This is a genomic window from Alkalicoccobacillus murimartini, from assembly GCF_030813245.1.
GTDB classification, from domain to species: domain Bacteria; phylum Bacillota; class Bacilli; order Bacillales; family Bacillaceae_D; genus Alkalicoccobacillus; species Alkalicoccobacillus murimartini.
Map to the genome: position 1 here is coordinate 1 of NZ_JAUSUA010000005.1, position 18441 is coordinate 18441.

Genomic DNA, 18441 nt, shown 5'->3' on the forward strand with positions numbered 1-18441 from the left:
AAACTCTCCATAAAAGTGGTGAGTTGATTGCTCAACTGCTGGCGTTGATGTCTCCATCAACTTTCCAATTGCACAGAATGAACTGCGACTTTTTTGTTACTATGAGATACTGTGTATCTCTTCGTACGCTTGGCTTTTGTTCAGTTTTCAAAGAACTTGTTTGTCGTTATCAGCGACTTTTAAATAATAACATTTTGTTGCTGTTAATGTCAATTACTTTTTTTAAAAAGTTTTGCTTGCCAGCTGCATGTTTCCTCCGCAGCGACAAGTAATAATTTAACACGCCACAACAAATGAGTCAATAACTTTCTTAAAGAAAGTTATTTATTTTATATTTTGTTTGAAAGATAGCTTTAGCAGGTGTCTCTCTCTTTACTATAGAAACGAATCCTTTTTCTATTAATACGTTTAAAACTAACTCTAAATCAATTCGATACTCTTGCACCTCAGGGATTACTAATAGGTCAGAAATTGAAGCTTCTCCTTCTATAGAACGAAGCACCTCAAGAAAATGCGTTGTTCCTAATTCCAGTTTTGAAATAATCGCGACCTCCAAAGCCAAAATGAGTAACTCGATTCGCTTATCAAGACCCTCTTCACTATTTAACGCTTCTTGATAAAGCTTATGAATCTCAGGTTCAATTTTCTTCACCTGCTCCCAGACTGTCACCTCTGGATAAAACCCGTCCTTAATAACAGCAATCCTAGCAAGGTGGTGTAAGGCATGAAATAAATTACTAAACCCATCAAGAACAAACCCTTGATTAAACAAAGTTTTACCTTCTTCAAATCTACGAAGAAGCTTAGCGAATTGCATAGTTAGCTTCTTTGAGCGATCACCTGGAGGGAAGCTATCAATTCGTATTTTGACATCTTGCATGAATTCATTTCTATCATAGACTATCTTACCATTTACAAGCCAATCAATTAAACGCCTTTGGTTACCTGTTATCAATGAATGATGCATCATGTCTTGACTCATCGTGTGAAATGCGACTCGCTTTCCCATCGCTTCATAATGTTTACTATGTAATTCATTTGCTTCATCAGATATCAATAAAATAATCGCATCAAAACCATCTGTACTTAAAAAAGATGAATCATCTTTCTTTAATACCATAATAGCGCATGTATGATCCTTGCTCGCTTGATCTTGGTAGAGTTGCCTTAACAGCATGTCCATGATGTACCCTCCTGTAGAGAAAAGACTCTTTTATATAAAAAGATGTACCAAAATAATTCAACACGAAACAGCCAACATCCTCCCTCTCAATCCATCAACTTAAAAATCAATGTCTGTATACGCTTTCTATGATATACTTTTTGTCGAGGAGGCGGAGAAATGGCCATTAAGTACTCAAACAAAATAAATAAAATTAGAACCTTTGCTCTTTCCTTGGTTTTCATCGGAATTCTCATTATGTATATCGGTATCTTCTTTAGAGGCAATGCCATAATAATGACCATCTCTATGATTATTGGTTTTTTGGCTGTCATTTCAAGTACCGTTGTTTATTTCTTTATTGGGATGTTATCCACCCGCGCAGTACCTGTGCAATGTCCAAGCTGTGATAAGCATACCAAAGTTCTTGGCCGAGTAGATGCTTGTATGCATTGTAACCAGCCTTTAACTGTAGACAAAGATCTTGAAGGCCTCGACTTTGATGAAAATTATAATCGAAAATCTAGCAAAACGTAAAGTAAAAAAAAACAAAGCCCTTCAGATTATACTGATGGGCTTTGTTTTTTATTTATTAATGTTCGACCTTACCATTACACTCTGGACAGATACCATGGATTTCCATTCTGTGCCCACTGACACTGAATCCAGTAACATGCTCAGCTAGTGACTCGACTTCATTCAAGCCCGGGTAATGGAAATCAACTATTTTGTCACACTCGTTACAAATCACATGATAATGATCTGTTGTCACACTGTCGAACCGACTGGAGGAATCTCCATACGTCAATTCTTTAACAATGCCGACTTCTTTAAAAACCCGTAGATTGTTATAAACAGTCGCAACACTCATATTTGGAAATCTTCCTTCAAGTGCTTTATATATATCGTCTGCAGTAGGATGGATCAATGATTCATATAGATACTCTAAAATGGCGTGGCGTTGAGGAGTCATTCGGACACGCGTACTTTTCAGAGCCTCAACTGCATCATGCAGGCGATGATTAGTTGACATCGTCACGCACCTCGCTTTCGAAACCTATTATTACTTTATAATAATTATAAGCTATGACGAAACACCCTGTCAATTAGGCAGCGTTACCTATTTGTTAACAAGTGTGATAAATCACCTGACTGAATCAAGAACGATGTATACCTATGAGTCTTCTTATCTTTTCGTTGTTTTGTTTTCTCAACGTTTAGGCAAGCTTCTTTTAGAGAATCACGCAACGTTGGTAAGTCGTCTTCATTGGCCCCAAATAGAAACGTAGTACTTCCTCTTCTTAAGAAACCTCCAGAACTAGCTAGTTCAGTCATTCTATATCCTTTTTCGCGCAACTCTTTTTCTACTTGATCTTTGTAGAAATCATCCAAAATACATACAAGTAATTTCATGAAGGCCTCCTTGTTTTACTGCTTATTATGCTTCATTTAATTCTTTCAAATAAGCAAGCACTTCATCTGCGTGCTCCTTAACCTTTACTTTACGCCATTCCTTCACTATTTTAAAGTCTTTATCAATGACAAATGTCGACCTAACGATGCCCATGTATTCTTTTCCGAAGTTTTTCTTTAATTGCCATACACCATACGCTTCAGCAGCTTCTGCATTCTCATCAGCAAACAAAGGAAATGGTAGCGAATATTTCTCCGTGAAATTTTGATGTTTTTTTATTGAATCTGGACTTACGCCTAAGACAACAGCTCCTTGTTCTTTTAAAGGACCCGTTAAGTCCCGAAAGTCACACGCTTCCGTTGTACACCCTGGTGTATTGTCCTTAGGATAAAAATAAAGAACAATATGCTGACCTTTATATTCTGAGAGAGCTTTGGTTTCACCTGTTGTAATTGGTAGGGTAAAATCTGGTGCTGTATTCCCGACTTCTGCTGTCATGCTAATCATTCCTTTATCATTTTAGTTATTAAATCGTATCCGATTCCGTTCTCTTTATCAATGTTCACGAACATATTACTCAGTATGTACCCTAAATATAGAACTGATAACCCCTCTCATCCTTTAAAAACTTGCTGTTCACTTATGCATATGGTTGAATGGCTATGAGAGACTTAGACTGCTGGAGGGAACCCTTTAATGAAAAGAGAAAGATCAGAACAATTATTTACGGAAGCACAAGAACATATACTTGGTGGGGTAAATAGCCCATCGCGCGCTTACAAAGGAGTAGGTGGAGGAACCCCTGTTTTTATGAAACGAGGGTCTGGTGCATACTTCTGGGATGAAGATGATAATCAGTACATTGATTTTCTAGGAGCTTATGGTCCAATCATCGCTGGACATGCCCACCCCACTATTACAAAGGCCATTCAAACTGCTGCTGAGAATGGTGTATTATACGGAACACCTACAAAATTAGAAAATGAGTTCGCTTCTAAATTAAAAACAGCTATTCCTTCATTAGAAAAAGTTCGCTTTGTGAATTCTGGTACTGAAGCCGTTATGACTACGATTCGAGTCGCACGTGCGTATACAGGGCGAGACAAAATTGTAAAGTTTGCCGGCTGCTATCACGGTCATTCTGACTTAGTTCTCGTAGCAGCAGGTTCTGGCCCTGCAACACTTGGAACACCTGATTCTGCTGGCGTAACTAAAAGTATTGCTAAAGAAGTGATTACTGTTCCTTTTAATGATATAGACGCTTACCGTGAAACGCTTGAACGTTGGGGAGACGAAATAGCCGCTGTCTTGGTTGAACCAATTGTGGGTAACTTCGGGATGGTTGAGCCCGCTCCTGGTTTCTTGCAGCAAGTGAATGAGCTAACACATCAATATGGTGGGTTGGTCATCTATGATGAGGTCATAACAGCTTTCCGATTTATGTATGGAGGTGCACAGGATTATCTCGGCGTCTATCCAGATATGACTGCACTCGGAAAAATCATCGGTGGCGGTCTACCGATTGGCGCTTACGGCGGTCGAATAGACATTATGGAAAAAGTAGCACCTCTTGGACCTGCCTATCAAGCAGGAACGATGGCAGGTAACCCAGCTTCTATGGCTTCAGGTATTGCTTGTTTAGAAGTGTTGGAAGAACAAGGGGTATACGAGCATTTGGATCATCTAGGGGAAAGACTTGAGACTGGACTATTACACCTTGCACGTAAACACCATGTTCAATGTACAGTTAATCGCATAAAAGGAGCTTTGACCCTATACTTTGGTTCAGAAACGATCACAAATTATGACCAGGCAAATGCAACAGATACGAATCAGTTCGCTATCTTTTTCAAAAGTATGCTAGATCAAGGCATCAATTTAGCCCCTTCTAAGTTTGAAGCATGGTTTTTAACCATTGCCCATACTGAGGAAGACATCACAAAAACATTAGAGGCCGCAGACCTTGCATTAGCTGAGGTGGCTGCGACATTTTAATATCCTCTGACCGTTTACTAATGTGGAAAGGATTCATCCAAGATGAAACTAGGAGCTAGAATATTTAAAACTGGATTGGCCATTATTCTTGCTTTGTATTTGGCTGAGTGGTTAGGTTTTGAACCACCGACCTTCGCTGCGATTGCAGCGGCATTCGCCATTCAGCCTTCTATCTATCGGACATTTAAAACACTTCTTGATCAAGCACAAGCGAATGCAATTGGGGCAGCACTCGGAGTGATCTTTGTTATCACGTTTGGTAATGAACCGTTTGTTGTAGGTGTGGTTGTGGCACTATCCATTGCTATTATTTTAAAGTTAAATCTACAATCAGCGACGATTCCAATCGCCATTGTTACGATTATTATTATAATGGAGACACCTAGTGAGAACTTCCTACAATTTGCAGCTGGACGGTTTTTCTTAATTATACTTGGGATTCTTGCCGCCTTTATCGTCAATCTGATCTTTATACCTCCGCGCTATGAATTGAAGCTGTACGAGCGTATGACCAAAGCCGTGGATGAAACAATACAGTGGTTAATATTATTTGTGCATAAGGATGCAGACTTAAAAATGCTTAAACAAGATATTGATCGCTTGTATTCAGAAATGGAGAAGCTAGACACGCTTTTTGATTTATTTAAAGAAGAACGGACGTATTTCCTAAAAAGAAGCTTTGGAAAAGCAAGACGTGTTGTCGCATTTAGGCAAATGGTGCACACATCCAAAAAAGCACTTGATGTTCTAAGCAGCTTTGATAAACGCCTCCAAGAGTTAGATGAGCTTCCTCCTCGAGTAAGAGAAATAATTCAAACTCAACTGGAGCATTTAACCACCTATCACAGTCGTATTATGATGAGATATGCAGGTAAGGTGAACAAAAACCCTTCTGAGGAATTGATCAGTGATATTGACAAGGGCCAGGCGAAGCTGACCGATTTGTTTGTAACTTTATATGAAGAGCCTGAGTTTGATTTAGCTCAATGGCATCATTTTCTACCTGCTATTTCAGAGGTCATTGAATATCAAGAAGAACTTGAATACCTAGATACATTAGTCGAAAACTTAACCTCACATAATGAAATAGCACCTTAAAAAAAGGAAAACCCTCTCTATTGCAGAGAGGGTTTTCCTTTTTTTACTGTCATTCGTTTAACTAAGCTGTTGAACATGAAACAACTTATGGTAGCTTCCTTCTTTTTCGATTAACTCTTGATGCGAACCGCTCTCTGTAATTTGCCCGTTTTCGATTACTACAATTCGATCTGCTGTCGTAATCGTTGATAAACGGTGCGCGACAATAAAAGTTGTCCGATCTTTGGCTAATGTTGCTAAAGCCTCTTGAATGTAATGTTCACTTTCTAAGTCAAGAGCAGAAGTTGCTTCATCAAATATTAAGATTGGTGGGTTTTTTAAGAAGACACGTGCTATCGCAATTCGTTGCTTCTGTCCACCAGATAACTTAACGCCTCTCTCCCCAACCTGTGTATCATAGCCATGAGTGAGCTCTTGAATAAAGTCATGAGCATTTGCCGCTTTAGCTGCACGCGTCACTTCTTCATCTGTTGCATCTGGATTTCCCATTTTAATATTTGTTTTTATCGTATCACTAAACAAGATATTATCCTGGAGTACCATGCCTATTTTATCTCTTAACGTTCGTACCTTTAATCCTCGGATATCTTGACCATCAACTAGAATACGACCTTCCGTCACATCATAAAAACGCGGGATTAGGCTAATTAATGTACTTTTCCCTCCACCACTCATTCCTACAAAAGCAATGGTTTCGCCACGTTTAACATCTAAATTAATATCTGTTAGAACATGCTTATCTTGTTCTTCATACGAGAAGGACACATGTTCAAATGCTACGGCCCCTTGCACGTCATCAAGTCCTACGGCTTCGTTCGTATCCTTGATATCATATTTCTCATCAATAAATTCAAACACTCGATCCATTGAAGCAATAGATTGAGTTAATGTGGTAGATGAGTTAACTAATCTGCGTAACGGGCTATACAGTCTCTCCATATAAAGGACAAATGCAGTCATAGCTCCGACCTCAAGTGACTCTGTAATAACAAAGTAACCAGAAACAATTAATACTAACAAAGGAGCAAAGTCAGTAATCGTATTAACAACTGAAAACGTTTTCGCATTCCATCTCGTATGGTCAATCGCTTTATCTAAGAAATGATTGTTTCTCTTAGCAAATGATTTCTGTTCATGTTCCTCAAGTGCAAAGCTACGAATAATATTCATCCCTTGAACACGTTCATGCAAATGCCCCTGAACTTCTGCGAGTGCTTGAGATCTCTCTCTCGTTAAGCTGCGTAGTTTTGCATAAAAATATTTAATGGAGAATCCATACAGAGGGAACATCGAAATCGCTACGATCGTCAACCAAAAATGAATATTCATCATAATAATAATGGCAATCACAATCGTAAATAAATCAAGCCAAATATTCATTAACCCTGTTATAACAAAGTTTTTCGTCTGCTCCACATCATGAATGACTCTCGAAATAATCTCTCCGACTTTTCGATTCGAATAAAAGCGCAGACTCAATTTTTGAATATGATGAAATAAGTTATCACGAATGTCAAAAAGGACTCTGTTTCCAATCCACTGAGCAAAATACTGTCTATAATACTCTACTGGTGGACGGACCACTACAAAAAGAAAAAACATGCCTCCCATAATCCAATAAAGAGTGGAAAGCTTGTCGGCTTGACTTAAAGCGTCATTAAGAATGAGATCATCTATGATATACATCATAACTAGTGGCAGTAGTAAGGGTATCCCAAATTTCAAGATACCAATTAATATTGTCGCTACAATCTGTTTCCAATATGGCTTCACAAACTCCATATACCTACGGATACTACCCAAATTTCTTACACCTTCTTCATAAAAGAAAGAAAGCCTGGAATCCAGGCCTCTTACTCATCGATATTGCAGATAACGCTCGTACCAGCTCTCTACAAATTGTGGAGCAAATGGTCCTTTTCTCTGATGAATCCATGAGATTAGTTCATCTACACTTCTTCTAAGAATACCATCAAGCTCCGGAGGATAATTCATCGCTTTGCTATGAAGCTCATACTCGTCTTCATCTAAAAGCTTAAAGGTCATGTCCGGAAACACTTTTATGTCGAGATCGTAATCTATATACTTTACTGCCTCATCGTCCCACGTAAATGGAGTTCCAAGATTGCAATAATAGTAAATACCGTCAGAACGAATCATACCTATTGTATTAAACCAGGTTTCAGAATCAAAATAACAAATGGCCGGTTCTCTTGTCCGCCAATTTCGTCCGTCTGACTCTTTTACGATAATTCGATCATTCCCACCAATTACGACTTTTGACGTCCCTTTAAGCACAATTGTGTCTTCCCAAATGCGATGAAGTGATCCATTGTGTTTATAGCTATGGATTTGAATGTTGCTTCCTACTTTGGGAAAGTTCATAAATGGCTCCTTTCTCTTTGCTGCGGACGCCTTAAACAGGATCATTCCTGTTTACTGCAATAAATTACATACCAACCATCCTTTTATCCACTTTCATTATACAGTTTTATATATCGTTTTGAAACGGTAAGCGCCTGAATTCATAAAACAAGCTAATATATTAAGTTTATATGTAGTAAAAACGCCCTCTAAACCGATTGGTCAGAGGGCGTTTACTCTGCTAATTAAACCAGAGTATTATTGTTGTGTTTTTTTAGACTGAGACTGTTGGTTTTGTTTTTTCACTTCTTGCACATCTGTTTCAGATGCAAATTCAGTGTTGTAGTTACCTTGTTCAGAAGCTTGGTTTTGCTTCTTAACAGTCTTAGCGTTTGTATTTGTTTTGTTCGCCATGGTTTATCACCTCCACAAACATTAAGATGTCCGGAAGGTGATTGTCTTATACAACATTTTTTTAGGCTAGAAGTGAAATTCCACCATCGACAATTAATGTTTGACCACGAACCATATTCGCTTCATCAGATAATAAGAAGATAGCTGCATTGGCTAAGTCTGCAGGCTCGACTACTCGCCCAGCTGGCGTGCGCTCTGCAGCATCCGATAATAGTTGTTCACGATTCGGGAAATGGGTTAGTGCATCCGTATCAACGGCACCACCCGAAACCGCATTAACGGCAATGTTCATTGGCGCAAGCTCAACTGCTAAATAGCGAGTTAATGATTCAACTGCTGCTTTTGAGACACCAACCGTAGTGTAATTAGGCAAATAACGAATGGAACCGAGTGAGCTTAAGCTGACAATACGTCCGCCGCCATTTTTAGCCATTCTTTTCGCTGCTTCTTGAGCGCAAAACAGAAGAGCTTTAGCGTTAATATCCATTGTCCAATCCCAATGATTTTCTTCAAGCTCCATTAATGGTCTGAGAACGCCAGATGCTGCATTGTTCACAAATACATCCAAACGACCATATTCTTCATCTACTACTTTAAACAGTTCTTTTATTTTTTCGGGCTTACCAACATTCGCTTTAACAACGATGGCTTTTTGTCCTAATGCTTCAATTTCAGCCGCTGTATCTAATGCTGGCTGCTTACTTCTTGCGTAATTAATAACTAAATCATATCCACGTTCAGCTAACCGTAAAGCAATTTGTTTTCCAATGCCTCGGCTACTTCCTGTAACAAGTGCTACCTTTTGACTCAATTCTTTCTCCTCCAATCAAATATGCCCATTTATTATAGCGCATAGCTACCAAGCATGAAAGCCACACTACATCGTATAAAAAGTAAAAAGGAGACTGCTTATGTATGTAGGACGCGATATGACAGAACTATCGATGATGGAAAAAGAAAAATGGACGGATAAGGAGCTTGCTTTTTTTCACCATAGTTTGGGTCAGATTACTCCATATTTGAATCAAGAAGGTGCCGCCATTCATATTCAAATTATTAAAGAGATTGAATCTAGAGGGGGATTGCATCAGAGTGCAACCTATACTCAAGGGACGGAGGTTCATTTTGACTAACGAGGAGGAAAAACAGCTTTATTATGTGAATTTAAATCCGATTAGTATGGATACCATTAGTCCGGTGCGTGTAAACGATGGGCAACTCATTGAATATGAAATCGCAGCTTCTCTTAGTGAACGAGAGGATCTTGAGCATTTGTTACACGAAGTTCAGGCACATGACGTAGAGCTAGGTAATTTAATAAGCTTTCGTCATTTTGATGATACGGAGGGTGATGCGGATAAAAATGAATACCAGCGTGGTCTAAATGATATTTTTGATGCGTTGTATCGACTGGGTACGGAAGAAACCAAAGCAAAGATTAAAGAGATTCATCTGATTAATGATGAGATGTAGGTTTGTTTAGATTCGTCGCTCCCGGGATGGGGGGCTCGCTTTCCGTGGGAGGCGTTGAACTAAACTGGCTAGCGCCAGTGTATTTCAACCCTGCCTTTTTATCCCACTGGAGTCGGCCTCCCCATCCCGTCCGCTTGGAGAGAGAGTCTTCAAAATACATTAACTGATTTCGAGTAAGCATAGGATACGTGATATGAATAATTAAAAGACGAAGGATTCTAGATAGAACCTATCGTCTTTGCTTTTGAGTTGGATATATTAGAAAGGAGGATTCGTAAAGTTCCTTTCAAAGTGTGATACATTTCAATTAAAAATTTGACTTAGATTGTCCTCCGTCGACATTTAGTGTAGCTCCAACGACCCAGCTCGCTTTTTCTGATGCAAGAAACACGACGGTGTTTGCGACTTCTTCTGCTGAGCCAAAGCGTCCTGCTGGAATTTCGGCTTCCACAAATGCTTTCATTTTTTCTGGATCCTCATCTATGCGCTTTTGCCAATTACCTGAGGGATGAAGAATTGATCCGGGTGCTACACCATTCACTCGGATGCCCGATTTAATGACTTCATCAGCTAGTGACTTTGTAAAACTAATTAAGGCAGCTTTTGCCCCGTTATACGTTGGCTTGCCACCAGCCTCTCGCCCAAAAATAGATGAGATATTAATAATGGAGCCTGATGACTGCTTTTTCATTTCATGAATGGCTAGCTTACTAAAATGAACTGCAGAGAAATAATTGAGGTCAAACGCCTCTTGAAACGTTTGTAGCTCCGTCTGATCAATGGTGGTTCCATTGCTACCACCAACATTATTTACTAGGATGTCGATCTGTCCGTATTTCTTTAGAACCTCAGCAAATGCACGTTCACGTTCGCTTTCTACCGCAAGATCAGCTTGAATCGCCAAGACTCCAAGCTCCTTTTGACAGGTCTCTAATTCTTCCTTGCCACGGGCCGCAACCGCAACGTTTGCTCCTTCATGTAAAAATGCCTCAGCAATGGCTCGTCCAATACCTTTTGAACCACCCGTTATGAATACGACCCTATCTTGTAAATGTAAATTCATTACGCTTCACCTCTTATCGTGTGTGTAATAATTTTCTGATGTGAAACCGGAAAGGCGTATTGTTCAAGCTCACCCTGTGATACCCACTTCAAACTTGTACCCGATGCACTCTCCGCTTGTTTTGCTTTTGCTTCAAAAACCGAGATGTTCCAAATGATATGGGAAAATACATGTTCAATATACTGGATGGGTTCCCCGTGTGTGTAAGTCTCAATCCCATATCCATTCATTAAAGCCTCCTCTAACTCCTCTTTGGCAGAAACGGAAGATACTTCGAAGTTAGGGAATTGCCAAAGACCAGCAAGCAAGCCTGTCTCTGGACGTTTTTCAATGAGGTATTCATTTTTATTATTTTTAATCAGAAATGCCGCCATGTTTTTTGGTATAGCTTTTTTCTTTTTGGTTTTAACAGGTAATTGATTTTGTAACCCTTGGTGATACGCTCCACAATGACTTTGTACTGGGCAAAGCAAACACCCAGGAGATGTTGGTGTACAGACAAGAGCACCTAATTCCATTAACCCTTGATTAAAAGCAGATGGATCTTCTGGATCAATTAATTCGTACAACTCACGTTCAAATGTTTTACGTGTTTTTACTTTTGCGATATCTTCATCAATGACTAATACTCTTGATAAGACTCTCATCACATTGCCATCTACTGCCGGCTCCGCTTTATCATAAGCAATACTTAAGATGGCTCCTGCTGTATATGGGCCAACTCCTTTTAAATTTGATATTTCCTCTCTTGTATCCGGAACTACTCCATTATAATGAGAGACAACTTCACGAACGGCGGTTTGCAAATTCCGTACGCGGGAATAATAACCAAGACCTTCCCATGCTTTAAGAATTTCATCTTCTGATGCTTCAGCTAGATTCTCTAATTCAGGAAACTGACGCATGAAGTTCAGATAATATGGAATAACAGTATCAACTCGTGTTTGTTGTAGCATAATTTCAGATACCCAGACTCGGTAGGGATCTTTATTCTCTCTCCAGGGTAATTCACGTTGATTCTGATAAAACCAAGTGACTAAATTGGAGCGGAATTCATTGATGTTTATTTGATCTGTACAGTGTAATATCAACTGTATTCACTCCTTATGCTTTTTGACGAAAGGCCCAACAATGCAATTTAGTTAAGCCACCTTCTATATAAATGTCTAATTCTGAAAATAAAGGATGGTTTTTGGTTTGACGCAGCTCTTTTAAACGCTGATAATGGGAGAACGATGCAACCTCAAACATTTCAACATACAACAAAGGTTGATCAGCAGCTTCAAACCATTCAATCTGAGAAGCACCTTCTTCAGATAATGTTTTGATTACAGAAGGCATGAGTTGCTCATACGCTTCTTTTGCTTCTCCTTGAACTTTATATTCAATAAAAACTCGAATTGATTTATCCATAGCATAACATCCTTAACTTTTTTTTAGATACAACCATTAAAGGGGGCTCCCTAGTTACATGGATACAAGTACACATATAGTGATGGGAATTGGCCTTGGTGGACTAGCTACAATAGATCCAGCCGTCGCCACAAACCCTGTAATGCCAGGTGCTGTTATGATTGCCGCTATCATTGGCTCTCAGGCTCCTGACTTTGATACCATTTTAAAATTGCGAAATAATGCCGTTTATATACGGAATCATCGAGGACTGACACATTCCATACCAGCCATCGTTATCTGGTCTTTTCTTATATCAAGTATTATTGCTTTGTTTGTAAATGGGTCTAATTGGCCCACATTACTTCTTTGGACTTTTATTGCTGTTTTTTTGCATGTATTTGTTGATATCTTTAATGCCTATGGAACCCAGGCTTTGCGACCTTTCTCAAATCGATGGATTGCATTAGGAATTATTAATATCTTTGATCCATTCATTTTTTCAGCTCATTTAATTGCTATTCTTATTTGGTGGAGTGAGCTGGCGCCAGCAGGGCCTGTTTTTCTTGGCTTGTACGGATTGTTAATCCTCTATTATGGGTGGAGAATAATTGAGAAACGTCGAGTCGTTCAAAACGCGAAAGAACTACACCCGGATGCCACACATATATTTGTGTCACCATCGATTCGTTGGAATCAGTGGCATTTAGTTATTAGAACACCGAACATGCTGCATGTAGCCGAATCGAAACAAAGAACGATTAACTTTTTTGAACGCTACCAGTTTGTTCCGATTCCTGAGACAACGATTATTAATGCAGCAAGAAAAGATCCGAACCTCTCTGCCTTCCTTTCCTTCTCACCAACGTACAGATGGGAAGTAGATGAAAGCAATGAAGGCATCCAAGAAGTACGGTTCTATGATTTACGATATCGAAGCAAAGGACATTACCCTTTTGTTGCTATTGTACAAATGGATGAAAACTTCTCCATCGTTTCATCCTATACAGGCTGGGTCTTTAGTGAAGAAACTTTACAAAAAAAATTAAAGGTCGTGACTTAAGCGGTAAAAAGGAGGTTGACCATCATGGTCCCCTCCTTTTTTGTGGTCAATTATCCGTTCAAATGATTAAACTTCTGCTGTCCGGGTTTATAGCGGTGTAAATACGGACCATATTGATCAATCCATTTGATAACGACAGCTTCTGTCGTTTCTGGACCTCTATAAGGTCTGCCTGCTTTAGCACGGGTGGCATCAAAGTCTTCCCAAAGGCTTTCCACCCACGTTCTTGCCTGTTCATGCGAGAGTTCTGAGTTACGGGCAAGTAGTCGTTCTGCCAGCTGTTCAAATATGCTTTCCATTATTCAATCCTCCTTACAAAAATTACGTCTTATAGTTCTATGTGATCCGCACACAATACAAGTAGGCCACCAGGAGAGGAGGCTGCAGCATGAGGAACAAAGCATCTCATTTTCCGGGACGGATCTCCTTATCAGGAGAGCCAAAAGCAAAACCGGAGTTCTCTTCAAAACGTGCTGATGGTACGATTGCGGATCGACCACAGGAGCGTATGTTAAGCTCCAATACCAATCATTCAAACAAATGATGACGGAGGTGGCAAGTGTAATGAGTAAGAAACAATCTTTCACATCTCACTACAAAGATCCTTTCCAATCCCCTCGAGCTAACGCCAAAAAATCGTTTAATCAAGTAAATGGCGAAACCGAGCAGAGTCAGCACAACATCATTTTAGAGAAGCAAATGAGAACCCGAACGTAAGCTACACCATTCGTCTGGAGCAGGGAATATACTTCCCTGCTTTTTATTGCTTTATTGCTTTATTGCTTTATTGCTCAATCAAAGAAATTGGAATTCCTTCTAGTTTGGACTCGTTGTTTCTATAGCCCCATGCAAATTGCCCATTCATATATGAAATAGAGAAAGTGGTTTCTCCATCTTTTAATTGATACGTTTCTCCTGGATTAAAATCATTCGGGTCAAGAAGATAAGCCTTCGCTAATAGGACTCTTCGTTCGTACACAGCAAACTCATTGAGCATCCCCATCTGTTCTGCTTTTCTTGCCCGCTCATTAAGTGCCGTGATCTCTTGTCTTAATTCAGGTTTTGTCATGTCACTAAAACGTTTGTCGCTCATGTCTCATCGTCCTCTCTTTCATGCTCATCCAAATAGGCTTCAATCAACTGAACTGAGAACCCCTTTTGATACAATGCCTGTTTCATTTTAAGCCTATATTCTTTTCCTGTATACTTTGATGCGTATTTTCGTTCTAATTTAACTGCCTGAAAAAGTAATGCTTGTTGTTCATCAGCTTCCTCTGCTGGATCCATGTCTTGAAGAACTTCTTGGATCAGCCCAGATGAAAAGCCTTTTCCCTGAAGCTGCTGATATAATTTTTGTTTTTGTTTTGATCTGGACTCCTTAGCAGTCTTTCGTGTTTGCTTGTCCACCCACTTTTGGATTAATTCCTTCTCACTCTCTTCACTGAATTGGTCAATGGCTTCTTCCGTTACATGTTGACCTACCCCTTTTTGCTTCAGCTCCTGCTTAAGTTTCATCGGTCCTTTAATTTGGGTGGCTGACTTACTCCTTACATAGGAAGAAGCAAACGCTTGATCATCTAAATAGCCAAGCTCCTTAAATTTTTCGAGCGCGGCTTTTATATGCTCAGGTTGTCTCTCTTTTTTTTCAAGGTAATCAGTCATTTCATGAACCGTGCGCATTCGGTACGAGAGATAATGAAGTCCAAGGTTGATCGTCTTTTTCTTTTCATCCTCTTCAATGAGTTCTTTAATTTCCTTCTCATTAATCTCTAAGCCCTTGCTTAAATTATATTTGACAAAAACATCTTGATCGACAGCAAAACCAAACTCTTCTTTACCTGCCTTACTCAAATAGATGTTTAAACGGTCTTTGTTACGTTTTTGCATAGTTATGCGACTAATAACAGCCATGACGCACCTCCTTGTTCATTAGAAAAGAATTATCTTTAGTTATAAGAAATTCGGGTATACTCACTTTAACATCATACACTGAAGGAGAGTTTATATGAAGATCGCAATTACAGGCGGAAGCGGATTTATTGGTCAAAAGCTGACCTCACAATTAGCATCATCTGGCCATGAGGTATTCATTTTAACAAGAAACATTGATGGGAAAAACCCAAGCGAACACGTATCTTACGTAGAATGGTTAACGGACGTCGCGAAGCCAGAAAAGCAATTAGAGGGAATCGATGCATTCGTAAACCTTGCAGGCGAATCGATCATGGGACGTTGGACAGATAAAAAGAAACAACAAATCATGAATAGCCGAATCGAAGCGACTCAAGCTGTATTAGAGATCATCAAAAATCTCGAAGCAAAACCAAAAGTATTAGTGAATGCATCAGCTATTGGCTATTACGGAGTATCAGAAACCAAAGAATTTATAGAAGGATCGACTCCTGAGACCGCTAATTTCCTATCTGATGTCACTGAGAGATGGGAAGCTGAAGCTGCTAAAGCAAGTGAGCTTGGACTTAGAGTGGTTTATGGTCGTATAGGAATTGTTCTTGATAAAAATGAAGGAGCTCTACCCAAAATGGTACTACCATATAAGCTATTAGCTGGGGGGACACTCGGAACCGGCAAACAATGGGTATCGTGGATTCACATTAATGATCTTGCTGCTATGTATCAGTTTGCTTTAGAAAATGACTCAGTTTCAGGAGCCTTTAATATTACTGCTCCTAATCCGATGCAAATGATTGAATTTGGTCATACCATCGCAAAAGTGATGAAACGACCTCATTGGCTACCAGCTCCTTCTATGGCAATCAACATCGCGCTAGGAGAAATGAGCACATTATTGCTAGATGGACAAAAAGTATTCCCAAGAAAAGCGAAGGAATCTGGATATACATTTACCTATAGCGAGCTGAAGCCTGCTTTAGAGCATTTATTAGGATAATAAAGCGTATTCGTAGCAATGTGAGAAATTCTTACTTTTGTGGTTTAAACCTTAGCACATCGGGTACTTATATACAGGAATCAACATGATGCAGGGGGCTACGTCTGCTCATTCAGACTAAGAGGCTTTAATACAGTTTAATGGCTTATTAACTCGTTTGCCTCTATGTTTGGTTCACGTTACTATTGTGAGTGGAGTTTCTTTCCAAATGCATCTAAATAATAAAATACGGATGTTTAAAAAGGGGTGAAGACAATGAGCAAACAAACAGCAACCATCGTTCCAGTTACATTCGAGAAACCAAAAAAAGAAGACAGTTCCGCAATGTGGAACCTTGTGAATGAATCCACACTCGATCAGAACTCACCTTACAAGTATATGATGATGGCTGATTTCTTTACCGATACGTGTGTGGTAGCCAAACAGGATGATGAACTTGTTGGGTTTGTCACAGCTTTTATTCAACCAGAACGTCCAGATACTTTATTTATTTGGCAAGTTGGTGTAGACGCATCACAACGTGGAAAAGGGTTAGCTTCTAAGATGATTACAGAGCTAATTACCTGGAATGCCAAGGATATTAAATATCTAGAGGCAACTGTTACACCTTCTAATCAAGCATCACGTGCATTATTTAATAAGCTTGGACGTGAGCTAGACACTGAATGTGAGATCTCAGATCACTTTTCCGCTTCCTTATTTCCTGATGACAGTCACGAAAAAGAACAAATGTTTAGAGTAGGTCCATTTAAGATTTAATGATACGTTTTATATTTTAAAGGAGGAGTACACCCTAACATGACTCAAAAAACGGATATGAACATATTTGAACAGATGGAATCCGAGGTTCGCAGCTATTGCCGTAGCTTTCCGACCGTTTTTACTAAGGCTAAAGGCCATAAAATGTGGGACGAGGAAGGAAAGGAATATATTGATTTCTTCTCAGGTGCCGGTGCACTAAACTATGGTCATAACGATCCTTTGATGAAAGAGAAGCTAGTTGACTACATTATGAGTGATGGCATTACTCACTCTCTTGATATGGGAACTACTCAAAAAGCTATTTTTCTACAAGAGTTTAATGATACGATCCTAAAACCACGTGACATGAATTATAAAGTAATGTTCCCTGGACCAACTGGAACGAATACGGTAGAGAGTGCATTAAAGCTTGCTCGAAAAGTAACTGGCCGTACCGATATCATTAGCTTCACAAACGGTTTTCATGGTATGACAATCGGAGCATTATCAGTAACAGGTAATTCATTTAAACGTAAGGGTGCAGGTATTCCTCTTACTAATACAGTAACAATGCCCTATGACAATTTTGTCAGCGAGGAACTCGACACTCTGGAGTATCTCGAGCGCTTCCTAGATGATGGAGGTAGCGGTGTAGCCATTCCGGCAGCCATTATTCTCGAGACAGTCCAAGGTGAAGGCGGAATTAACGCTGCCCGATTCGAGTGGCTTAAAAAAGTGGAGGACATCTGCAAACGTTGGGACATCCTTCTGATTGTTGATGATGTTCAAGCAGGTATAGGTAGAACTGGTACATTCTTCAGCTTTGAAAAAGCAGGAATTAAGCCAGATATCGTATGTCTCTCAAAATCAATCAGCGGTTATGGAATTCCACTTGCATTAACATTAATCAAACCAGAATATGATATCTGGGAGCCTGGCGAGCACAACGGAACGTTCCGTGGAAACAATCACGCGTTCGTTACAGCAACGGCTGCTCTTTCTTACTGGAAAGATGACAGCTTTGAAAAGAAAATTGCTAAGCAATCTGAGCGTATCTACTCATTCCTAGAAGAGATCGTGGCAAAATATCCACAGCTAGAAGGCCAAGTTCGCGGTCGTGGATTTATGGTTGGAGTATGTTCAGCTAAAGAAGGTCTTGCAGAGAGCGTAGCAAAAGAAGCATTTGCTCGCGGACTTATTATGGAAACAGCTGGACCAAATGACGAGGTCTTCAAACTATTCCCTCCTCTAACCATCACTGATGAAGGTCTTGAGCAAGGATTCCGTATCATTGAAGAAGCCGTAGAATCAGCAGTAAATCCTAAAGAACTTGTAGCAAACGCATAAACGAAAC

General features: G+C 39.6%; 26 protein-coding genes. 12 read left to right on the plus strand and 14 right to left on the minus strand.

The features are described 5' to 3' along the window. Positions 1–272, plus strand: a 272-nt coding sequence (locus tag J2S05_RS14960; RefSeq protein WP_306984186.1) for a hypothetical protein, incomplete at its 5' end; no start/stop codon positions are given. A gap of 38 nt (positions 273–310) precedes the next feature. Here the strand turns inward: J2S05_RS14960 and J2S05_RS14965 are convergent. Continuing rightward, complete coding sequence (locus J2S05_RS14965; protein WP_306984188.1) at positions 311–1183, minus strand: nucleotidyltransferase-like protein; 873 nt, start codon at positions 1181–1183, stop codon at positions 311–313. Positions 1184–1342: 159 nt separating this feature from the next. Between J2S05_RS14965 and J2S05_RS14970 the strand changes: the two genes are divergently transcribed. Continuing rightward, positions 1343–1699, plus strand: a complete 357-nt coding sequence (locus tag J2S05_RS14970) for a YgzB family protein (RefSeq protein WP_306984190.1) — start codon at positions 1343–1345, stop codon at positions 1697–1699. Positions 1700–1754: 55 nt separating this feature from the next. Here J2S05_RS14970 and perR read toward each other — a convergent pair whose 3' ends face one another. The 3 genes from perR to bcp form a co-directional block, all read right to left on the minus strand. Beyond that, a complete protein-coding gene (gene perR / locus J2S05_RS14975; protein WP_306984192.1) occupies positions 1755–2195 on the minus strand; it encodes a peroxide-responsive transcriptional repressor PerR in 441 nt (146 codons plus the stop codon). Between the two features lie 83 nt (positions 2196–2278). Further along, positions 2279–2575, minus strand: a complete 297-nt coding sequence (locus J2S05_RS14980; protein WP_306984194.1) for a cyclic-di-AMP receptor — start codon at positions 2573–2575, stop codon at positions 2279–2281. Between the two features lie 25 nt (positions 2576–2600). Continuing rightward, on the minus strand, positions 2601–3074 hold the full coding sequence (gene bcp, locus J2S05_RS14985; RefSeq protein ID WP_306984196.1) for a thioredoxin-dependent thiol peroxidase: 474 nt from the start codon (positions 3072–3074) through the stop codon (positions 2601–2603). 198 nt (positions 3075–3272) lie between these two features. Between bcp and J2S05_RS14990 the strand changes: the two genes are divergently transcribed. Further along, positions 3273–4571: a glutamate-1-semialdehyde 2,1-aminomutase gene (locus J2S05_RS14990; protein WP_306984198.1), complete on the plus strand. Its 1299-nt coding sequence runs from the start codon at positions 3273–3275 to the stop codon at positions 4569–4571. A 42-nt stretch (positions 4572–4613) separates the two neighbouring features. Continuing rightward, positions 4614–5669 carry an FUSC family protein gene (locus tag J2S05_RS14995; RefSeq protein ID WP_306984200.1) on the plus strand — a complete coding sequence of 352 codons (1056 nt, stop codon included), beginning with the start codon at positions 4614–4616 and terminating at the stop codon, positions 5667–5669. A gap of 57 nt (positions 5670–5726) precedes the next feature. On the opposite strand, the gene J2S05_RS15000 is transcribed toward J2S05_RS14995, so the two are convergent. From J2S05_RS15000 to fabL, 4 genes are all read right to left on the minus strand, one after another. Next, positions 5727–7472, minus strand: coding sequence for an ABC transporter ATP-binding protein (locus J2S05_RS15000; protein WP_306984203.1), 1746 nt, complete (start codon positions 7470–7472; stop codon positions 5727–5729). 54 nt (positions 7473–7526) lie between these two features. Further along, positions 7527–8054: a nucleoside tri-diphosphate phosphatase gene (ntdP, locus tag J2S05_RS15005; RefSeq protein ID WP_203090303.1), complete on the minus strand. Its 528-nt coding sequence runs from the start codon at positions 8052–8054 to the stop codon at positions 7527–7529. 237 nt (positions 8055–8291) lie between these two features. Continuing rightward, positions 8292–8447, minus strand: coding sequence for a gamma-type small acid-soluble spore protein (locus tag J2S05_RS15010; protein WP_306984205.1), 156 nt, complete (start codon positions 8445–8447; stop codon positions 8292–8294). A 61-nt stretch (positions 8448–8508) separates the two neighbouring features. Then, entirely contained in the window at positions 8509–9258 is a 750-nt protein-coding gene (fabL, locus tag J2S05_RS15015; RefSeq protein WP_306984207.1) for an enoyl-[acyl-carrier-protein] reductase FabL, read from the minus strand. A gap of 100 nt (positions 9259–9358) precedes the next feature. On the opposite strand from fabL, the gene J2S05_RS15020 reads away from it, so the two are divergent. Beyond that, positions 9359–9580, plus strand: coding sequence for a cytosolic protein (locus tag J2S05_RS15020; protein ID WP_306984209.1), 222 nt, complete (start codon positions 9359–9361; stop codon positions 9578–9580). After that, a complete protein-coding gene (locus J2S05_RS15025) occupies positions 9573–9920 on the plus strand; it encodes a hypothetical protein (RefSeq protein WP_306984210.1) in 348 nt (115 codons plus the stop codon). Before J2S05_RS15020 ends, J2S05_RS15025 begins: the two co-directional genes overlap by 8 nt. A gap of 307 nt (positions 9921–10227) precedes the next feature. Here the strand turns inward: J2S05_RS15025 and J2S05_RS15030 are convergent, their stop codons facing one another. The 3 genes from J2S05_RS15030 to J2S05_RS15040 are packed head-to-tail and all read right to left on the minus strand — an operon-like array spanning position 10228 to position 12396. After that, positions 10228–10983: an SDR family NAD(P)-dependent oxidoreductase gene (locus tag J2S05_RS15030; protein WP_306984212.1), complete on the minus strand. Its 756-nt coding sequence runs from the start codon at positions 10981–10983 to the stop codon at positions 10228–10230. Beyond that, positions 10983–12074: an A/G-specific adenine glycosylase gene (gene mutY / locus J2S05_RS15035; protein WP_306984214.1), complete on the minus strand. Its 1092-nt coding sequence runs from the start codon at positions 12072–12074 to the stop codon at positions 10983–10985. Before mutY ends, J2S05_RS15030 begins: the two co-directional genes overlap by 1 nt. 13 nt (positions 12075–12087) lie before the next feature. Further along, entirely contained in the window at positions 12088–12396 is a 309-nt protein-coding gene (locus J2S05_RS15040; protein ID WP_306984215.1) for a hypothetical protein, read from the minus strand. Positions 12397–12454: 58 nt separating this feature from the next. On the opposite strand from J2S05_RS15040, the gene J2S05_RS15045 reads away from it, so the two are divergent. Next, positions 12455–13438, plus strand: a complete 984-nt coding sequence (locus J2S05_RS15045; protein ID WP_306984217.1) for a metal-dependent hydrolase — start codon at positions 12455–12457, stop codon at positions 13436–13438. 50 nt (positions 13439–13488) lie between these two features. Here J2S05_RS15045 and J2S05_RS15050 read toward each other — a convergent pair whose 3' ends face one another. After that, positions 13489–13737, minus strand: a complete 249-nt coding sequence (locus J2S05_RS15050) for a YfhJ family protein (protein ID WP_306984219.1) — start codon at positions 13735–13737, stop codon at positions 13489–13491. 89 nt (positions 13738–13826) lie between these two features. On the opposite strand from J2S05_RS15050, the gene sspK reads away from it, so the two are divergent. After that, a complete protein-coding gene (gene sspK, locus J2S05_RS15055) occupies positions 13827–13982 on the plus strand; it encodes a small, acid-soluble spore protein K (protein ID WP_306984221.1) in 156 nt (51 codons plus the stop codon). A 20-nt stretch (positions 13983–14002) separates the two neighbouring features. After that, positions 14003–14155, plus strand: coding sequence for a YpzG family protein (locus J2S05_RS15060; protein WP_306984223.1), 153 nt, complete (start codon positions 14003–14005; stop codon positions 14153–14155). Positions 14156–14222: 67 nt separating this feature from the next. On the opposite strand, the gene J2S05_RS15065 is transcribed toward J2S05_RS15060, so the two are convergent. Next, positions 14223–14531: a YfhH family protein gene (locus J2S05_RS15065; RefSeq protein ID WP_306984225.1), complete on the minus strand. Its 309-nt coding sequence runs from the start codon at positions 14529–14531 to the stop codon at positions 14223–14225. Then, on the minus strand, positions 14528–15349 hold the full coding sequence (gene recX / locus J2S05_RS15070) for a recombination regulator RecX (RefSeq protein WP_306984226.1): 822 nt from the start codon (positions 15347–15349) through the stop codon (positions 14528–14530). The genes J2S05_RS15065 and recX overlap by 4 nt, the downstream gene beginning before the upstream one ends. A 94-nt stretch (positions 15350–15443) precedes the next feature. On the opposite strand from recX, the gene J2S05_RS15075 reads away from it, so the two are divergent. The 3 genes from J2S05_RS15075 (at position 15444) to ectB (ending at position 18434) form a co-directional block, all read left to right on the plus strand. Continuing rightward, positions 15444–16346, plus strand: coding sequence for a TIGR01777 family oxidoreductase (locus J2S05_RS15075; protein ID WP_306984228.1), 903 nt, complete (start codon positions 15444–15446; stop codon positions 16344–16346). Between the two features lie 255 nt (positions 16347–16601). Beyond that, positions 16602–17105, plus strand: a complete 504-nt coding sequence (ectA, locus tag J2S05_RS15080; protein WP_306984230.1) for a diaminobutyrate acetyltransferase — start codon at positions 16602–16604, stop codon at positions 17103–17105. Between the two features lie 39 nt (positions 17106–17144). After that, positions 17145–18434: a diaminobutyrate--2-oxoglutarate transaminase gene (gene ectB, locus J2S05_RS15085; RefSeq protein ID WP_306984231.1), complete on the plus strand. Its 1290-nt coding sequence runs from the start codon at positions 17145–17147 to the stop codon at positions 18432–18434. Positions 18435–18441 lie beyond the last annotated feature (7 nt).

What these genes read in the sequence shown, in the direction of transcription:
- J2S05_RS14965 (WP_306984188.1), bottom strand. Translation starts at nt 1,183, where the DNA reads ATGGACATGCTGTTAAGGCAACTCTACCAAGATCAAGCGAGCAAGGAT.
- J2S05_RS14970 (WP_306984190.1), top strand. Translation starts at nt 1,343, where the DNA reads ATGGCCATTAAGTACTCAAACAAAATAAATAAAATTAGAACCTTTGCT.
- perR (WP_306984192.1), bottom strand. Translation starts at nt 2,195, where the DNA reads ATGTCAACTAATCATCGCCTGCATGATGCAGTTGAGGCTCTGAAAAGT.
- J2S05_RS14980 (WP_306984194.1), bottom strand. Translation starts at nt 2,575, where the DNA reads ATGAAATTACTTGTATGTATTTTGGATGATTTCTACAAAGATCAAGTA.
- bcp (WP_306984196.1), bottom strand. Translation starts at nt 3,074, where the DNA reads ATGACAGCAGAAGTCGGGAATACAGCACCAGATTTTACCCTACCAATT.
- J2S05_RS14990 (WP_306984198.1), top strand. Translation starts at nt 3,273, where the DNA reads ATGAAAAGAGAAAGATCAGAACAATTATTTACGGAAGCACAAGAACAT.
- J2S05_RS14995 (WP_306984200.1), top strand. Translation starts at nt 4,614, where the DNA reads ATGAAACTAGGAGCTAGAATATTTAAAACTGGATTGGCCATTATTCTT.
- ntdP (WP_203090303.1), bottom strand. Translation starts at nt 8,054, where the DNA reads ATGAACTTTCCCAAAGTAGGAAGCAACATTCAAATCCATAGCTATAAA.
- J2S05_RS15010 (WP_306984205.1), bottom strand. Translation starts at nt 8,447, where the DNA reads ATGGCGAACAAAACAAATACAAACGCTAAGACTGTTAAGAAGCAAAAC.
- J2S05_RS15020 (WP_306984209.1), top strand. Translation starts at nt 9,359, where the DNA reads ATGTATGTAGGACGCGATATGACAGAACTATCGATGATGGAAAAAGAA.
- J2S05_RS15030 (WP_306984212.1), bottom strand. Translation starts at nt 10,983, where the DNA reads ATGAATTTACATTTACAAGATAGGGTCGTATTCATAACGGGTGGTTCA.
- J2S05_RS15040 (WP_306984215.1), bottom strand. Translation starts at nt 12,396, where the DNA reads ATGGATAAATCAATTCGAGTTTTTATTGAATATAAAGTTCAAGGAGAA.
- J2S05_RS15045 (WP_306984217.1), top strand. Translation starts at nt 12,455, where the DNA reads ATGGATACAAGTACACATATAGTGATGGGAATTGGCCTTGGTGGACTA.
- J2S05_RS15050 (WP_306984219.1), bottom strand. Translation starts at nt 13,737, where the DNA reads ATGGAAAGCATATTTGAACAGCTGGCAGAACGACTACTTGCCCGTAAC.
- sspK (WP_306984221.1), top strand. Translation starts at nt 13,827, where the DNA reads ATGAGGAACAAAGCATCTCATTTTCCGGGACGGATCTCCTTATCAGGA.
- J2S05_RS15060 (WP_306984223.1), top strand. Translation starts at nt 14,003, where the DNA reads ATGAGTAAGAAACAATCTTTCACATCTCACTACAAAGATCCTTTCCAA.
- J2S05_RS15065 (WP_306984225.1), bottom strand. Translation starts at nt 14,531, where the DNA reads ATGAGCGACAAACGTTTTAGTGACATGACAAAACCTGAATTAAGACAA.
- recX (WP_306984226.1), bottom strand. Translation starts at nt 15,349, where the DNA reads ATGGCTGTTATTAGTCGCATAACTATGCAAAAACGTAACAAAGACCGT.
- J2S05_RS15075 (WP_306984228.1), top strand. Translation starts at nt 15,444, where the DNA reads ATGAAGATCGCAATTACAGGCGGAAGCGGATTTATTGGTCAAAAGCTG.
- ectA (WP_306984230.1), top strand. Translation starts at nt 16,602, where the DNA reads ATGAGCAAACAAACAGCAACCATCGTTCCAGTTACATTCGAGAAACCA.
- ectB (WP_306984231.1), top strand. Translation starts at nt 17,145, where the DNA reads ATGACTCAAAAAACGGATATGAACATATTTGAACAGATGGAATCCGAG.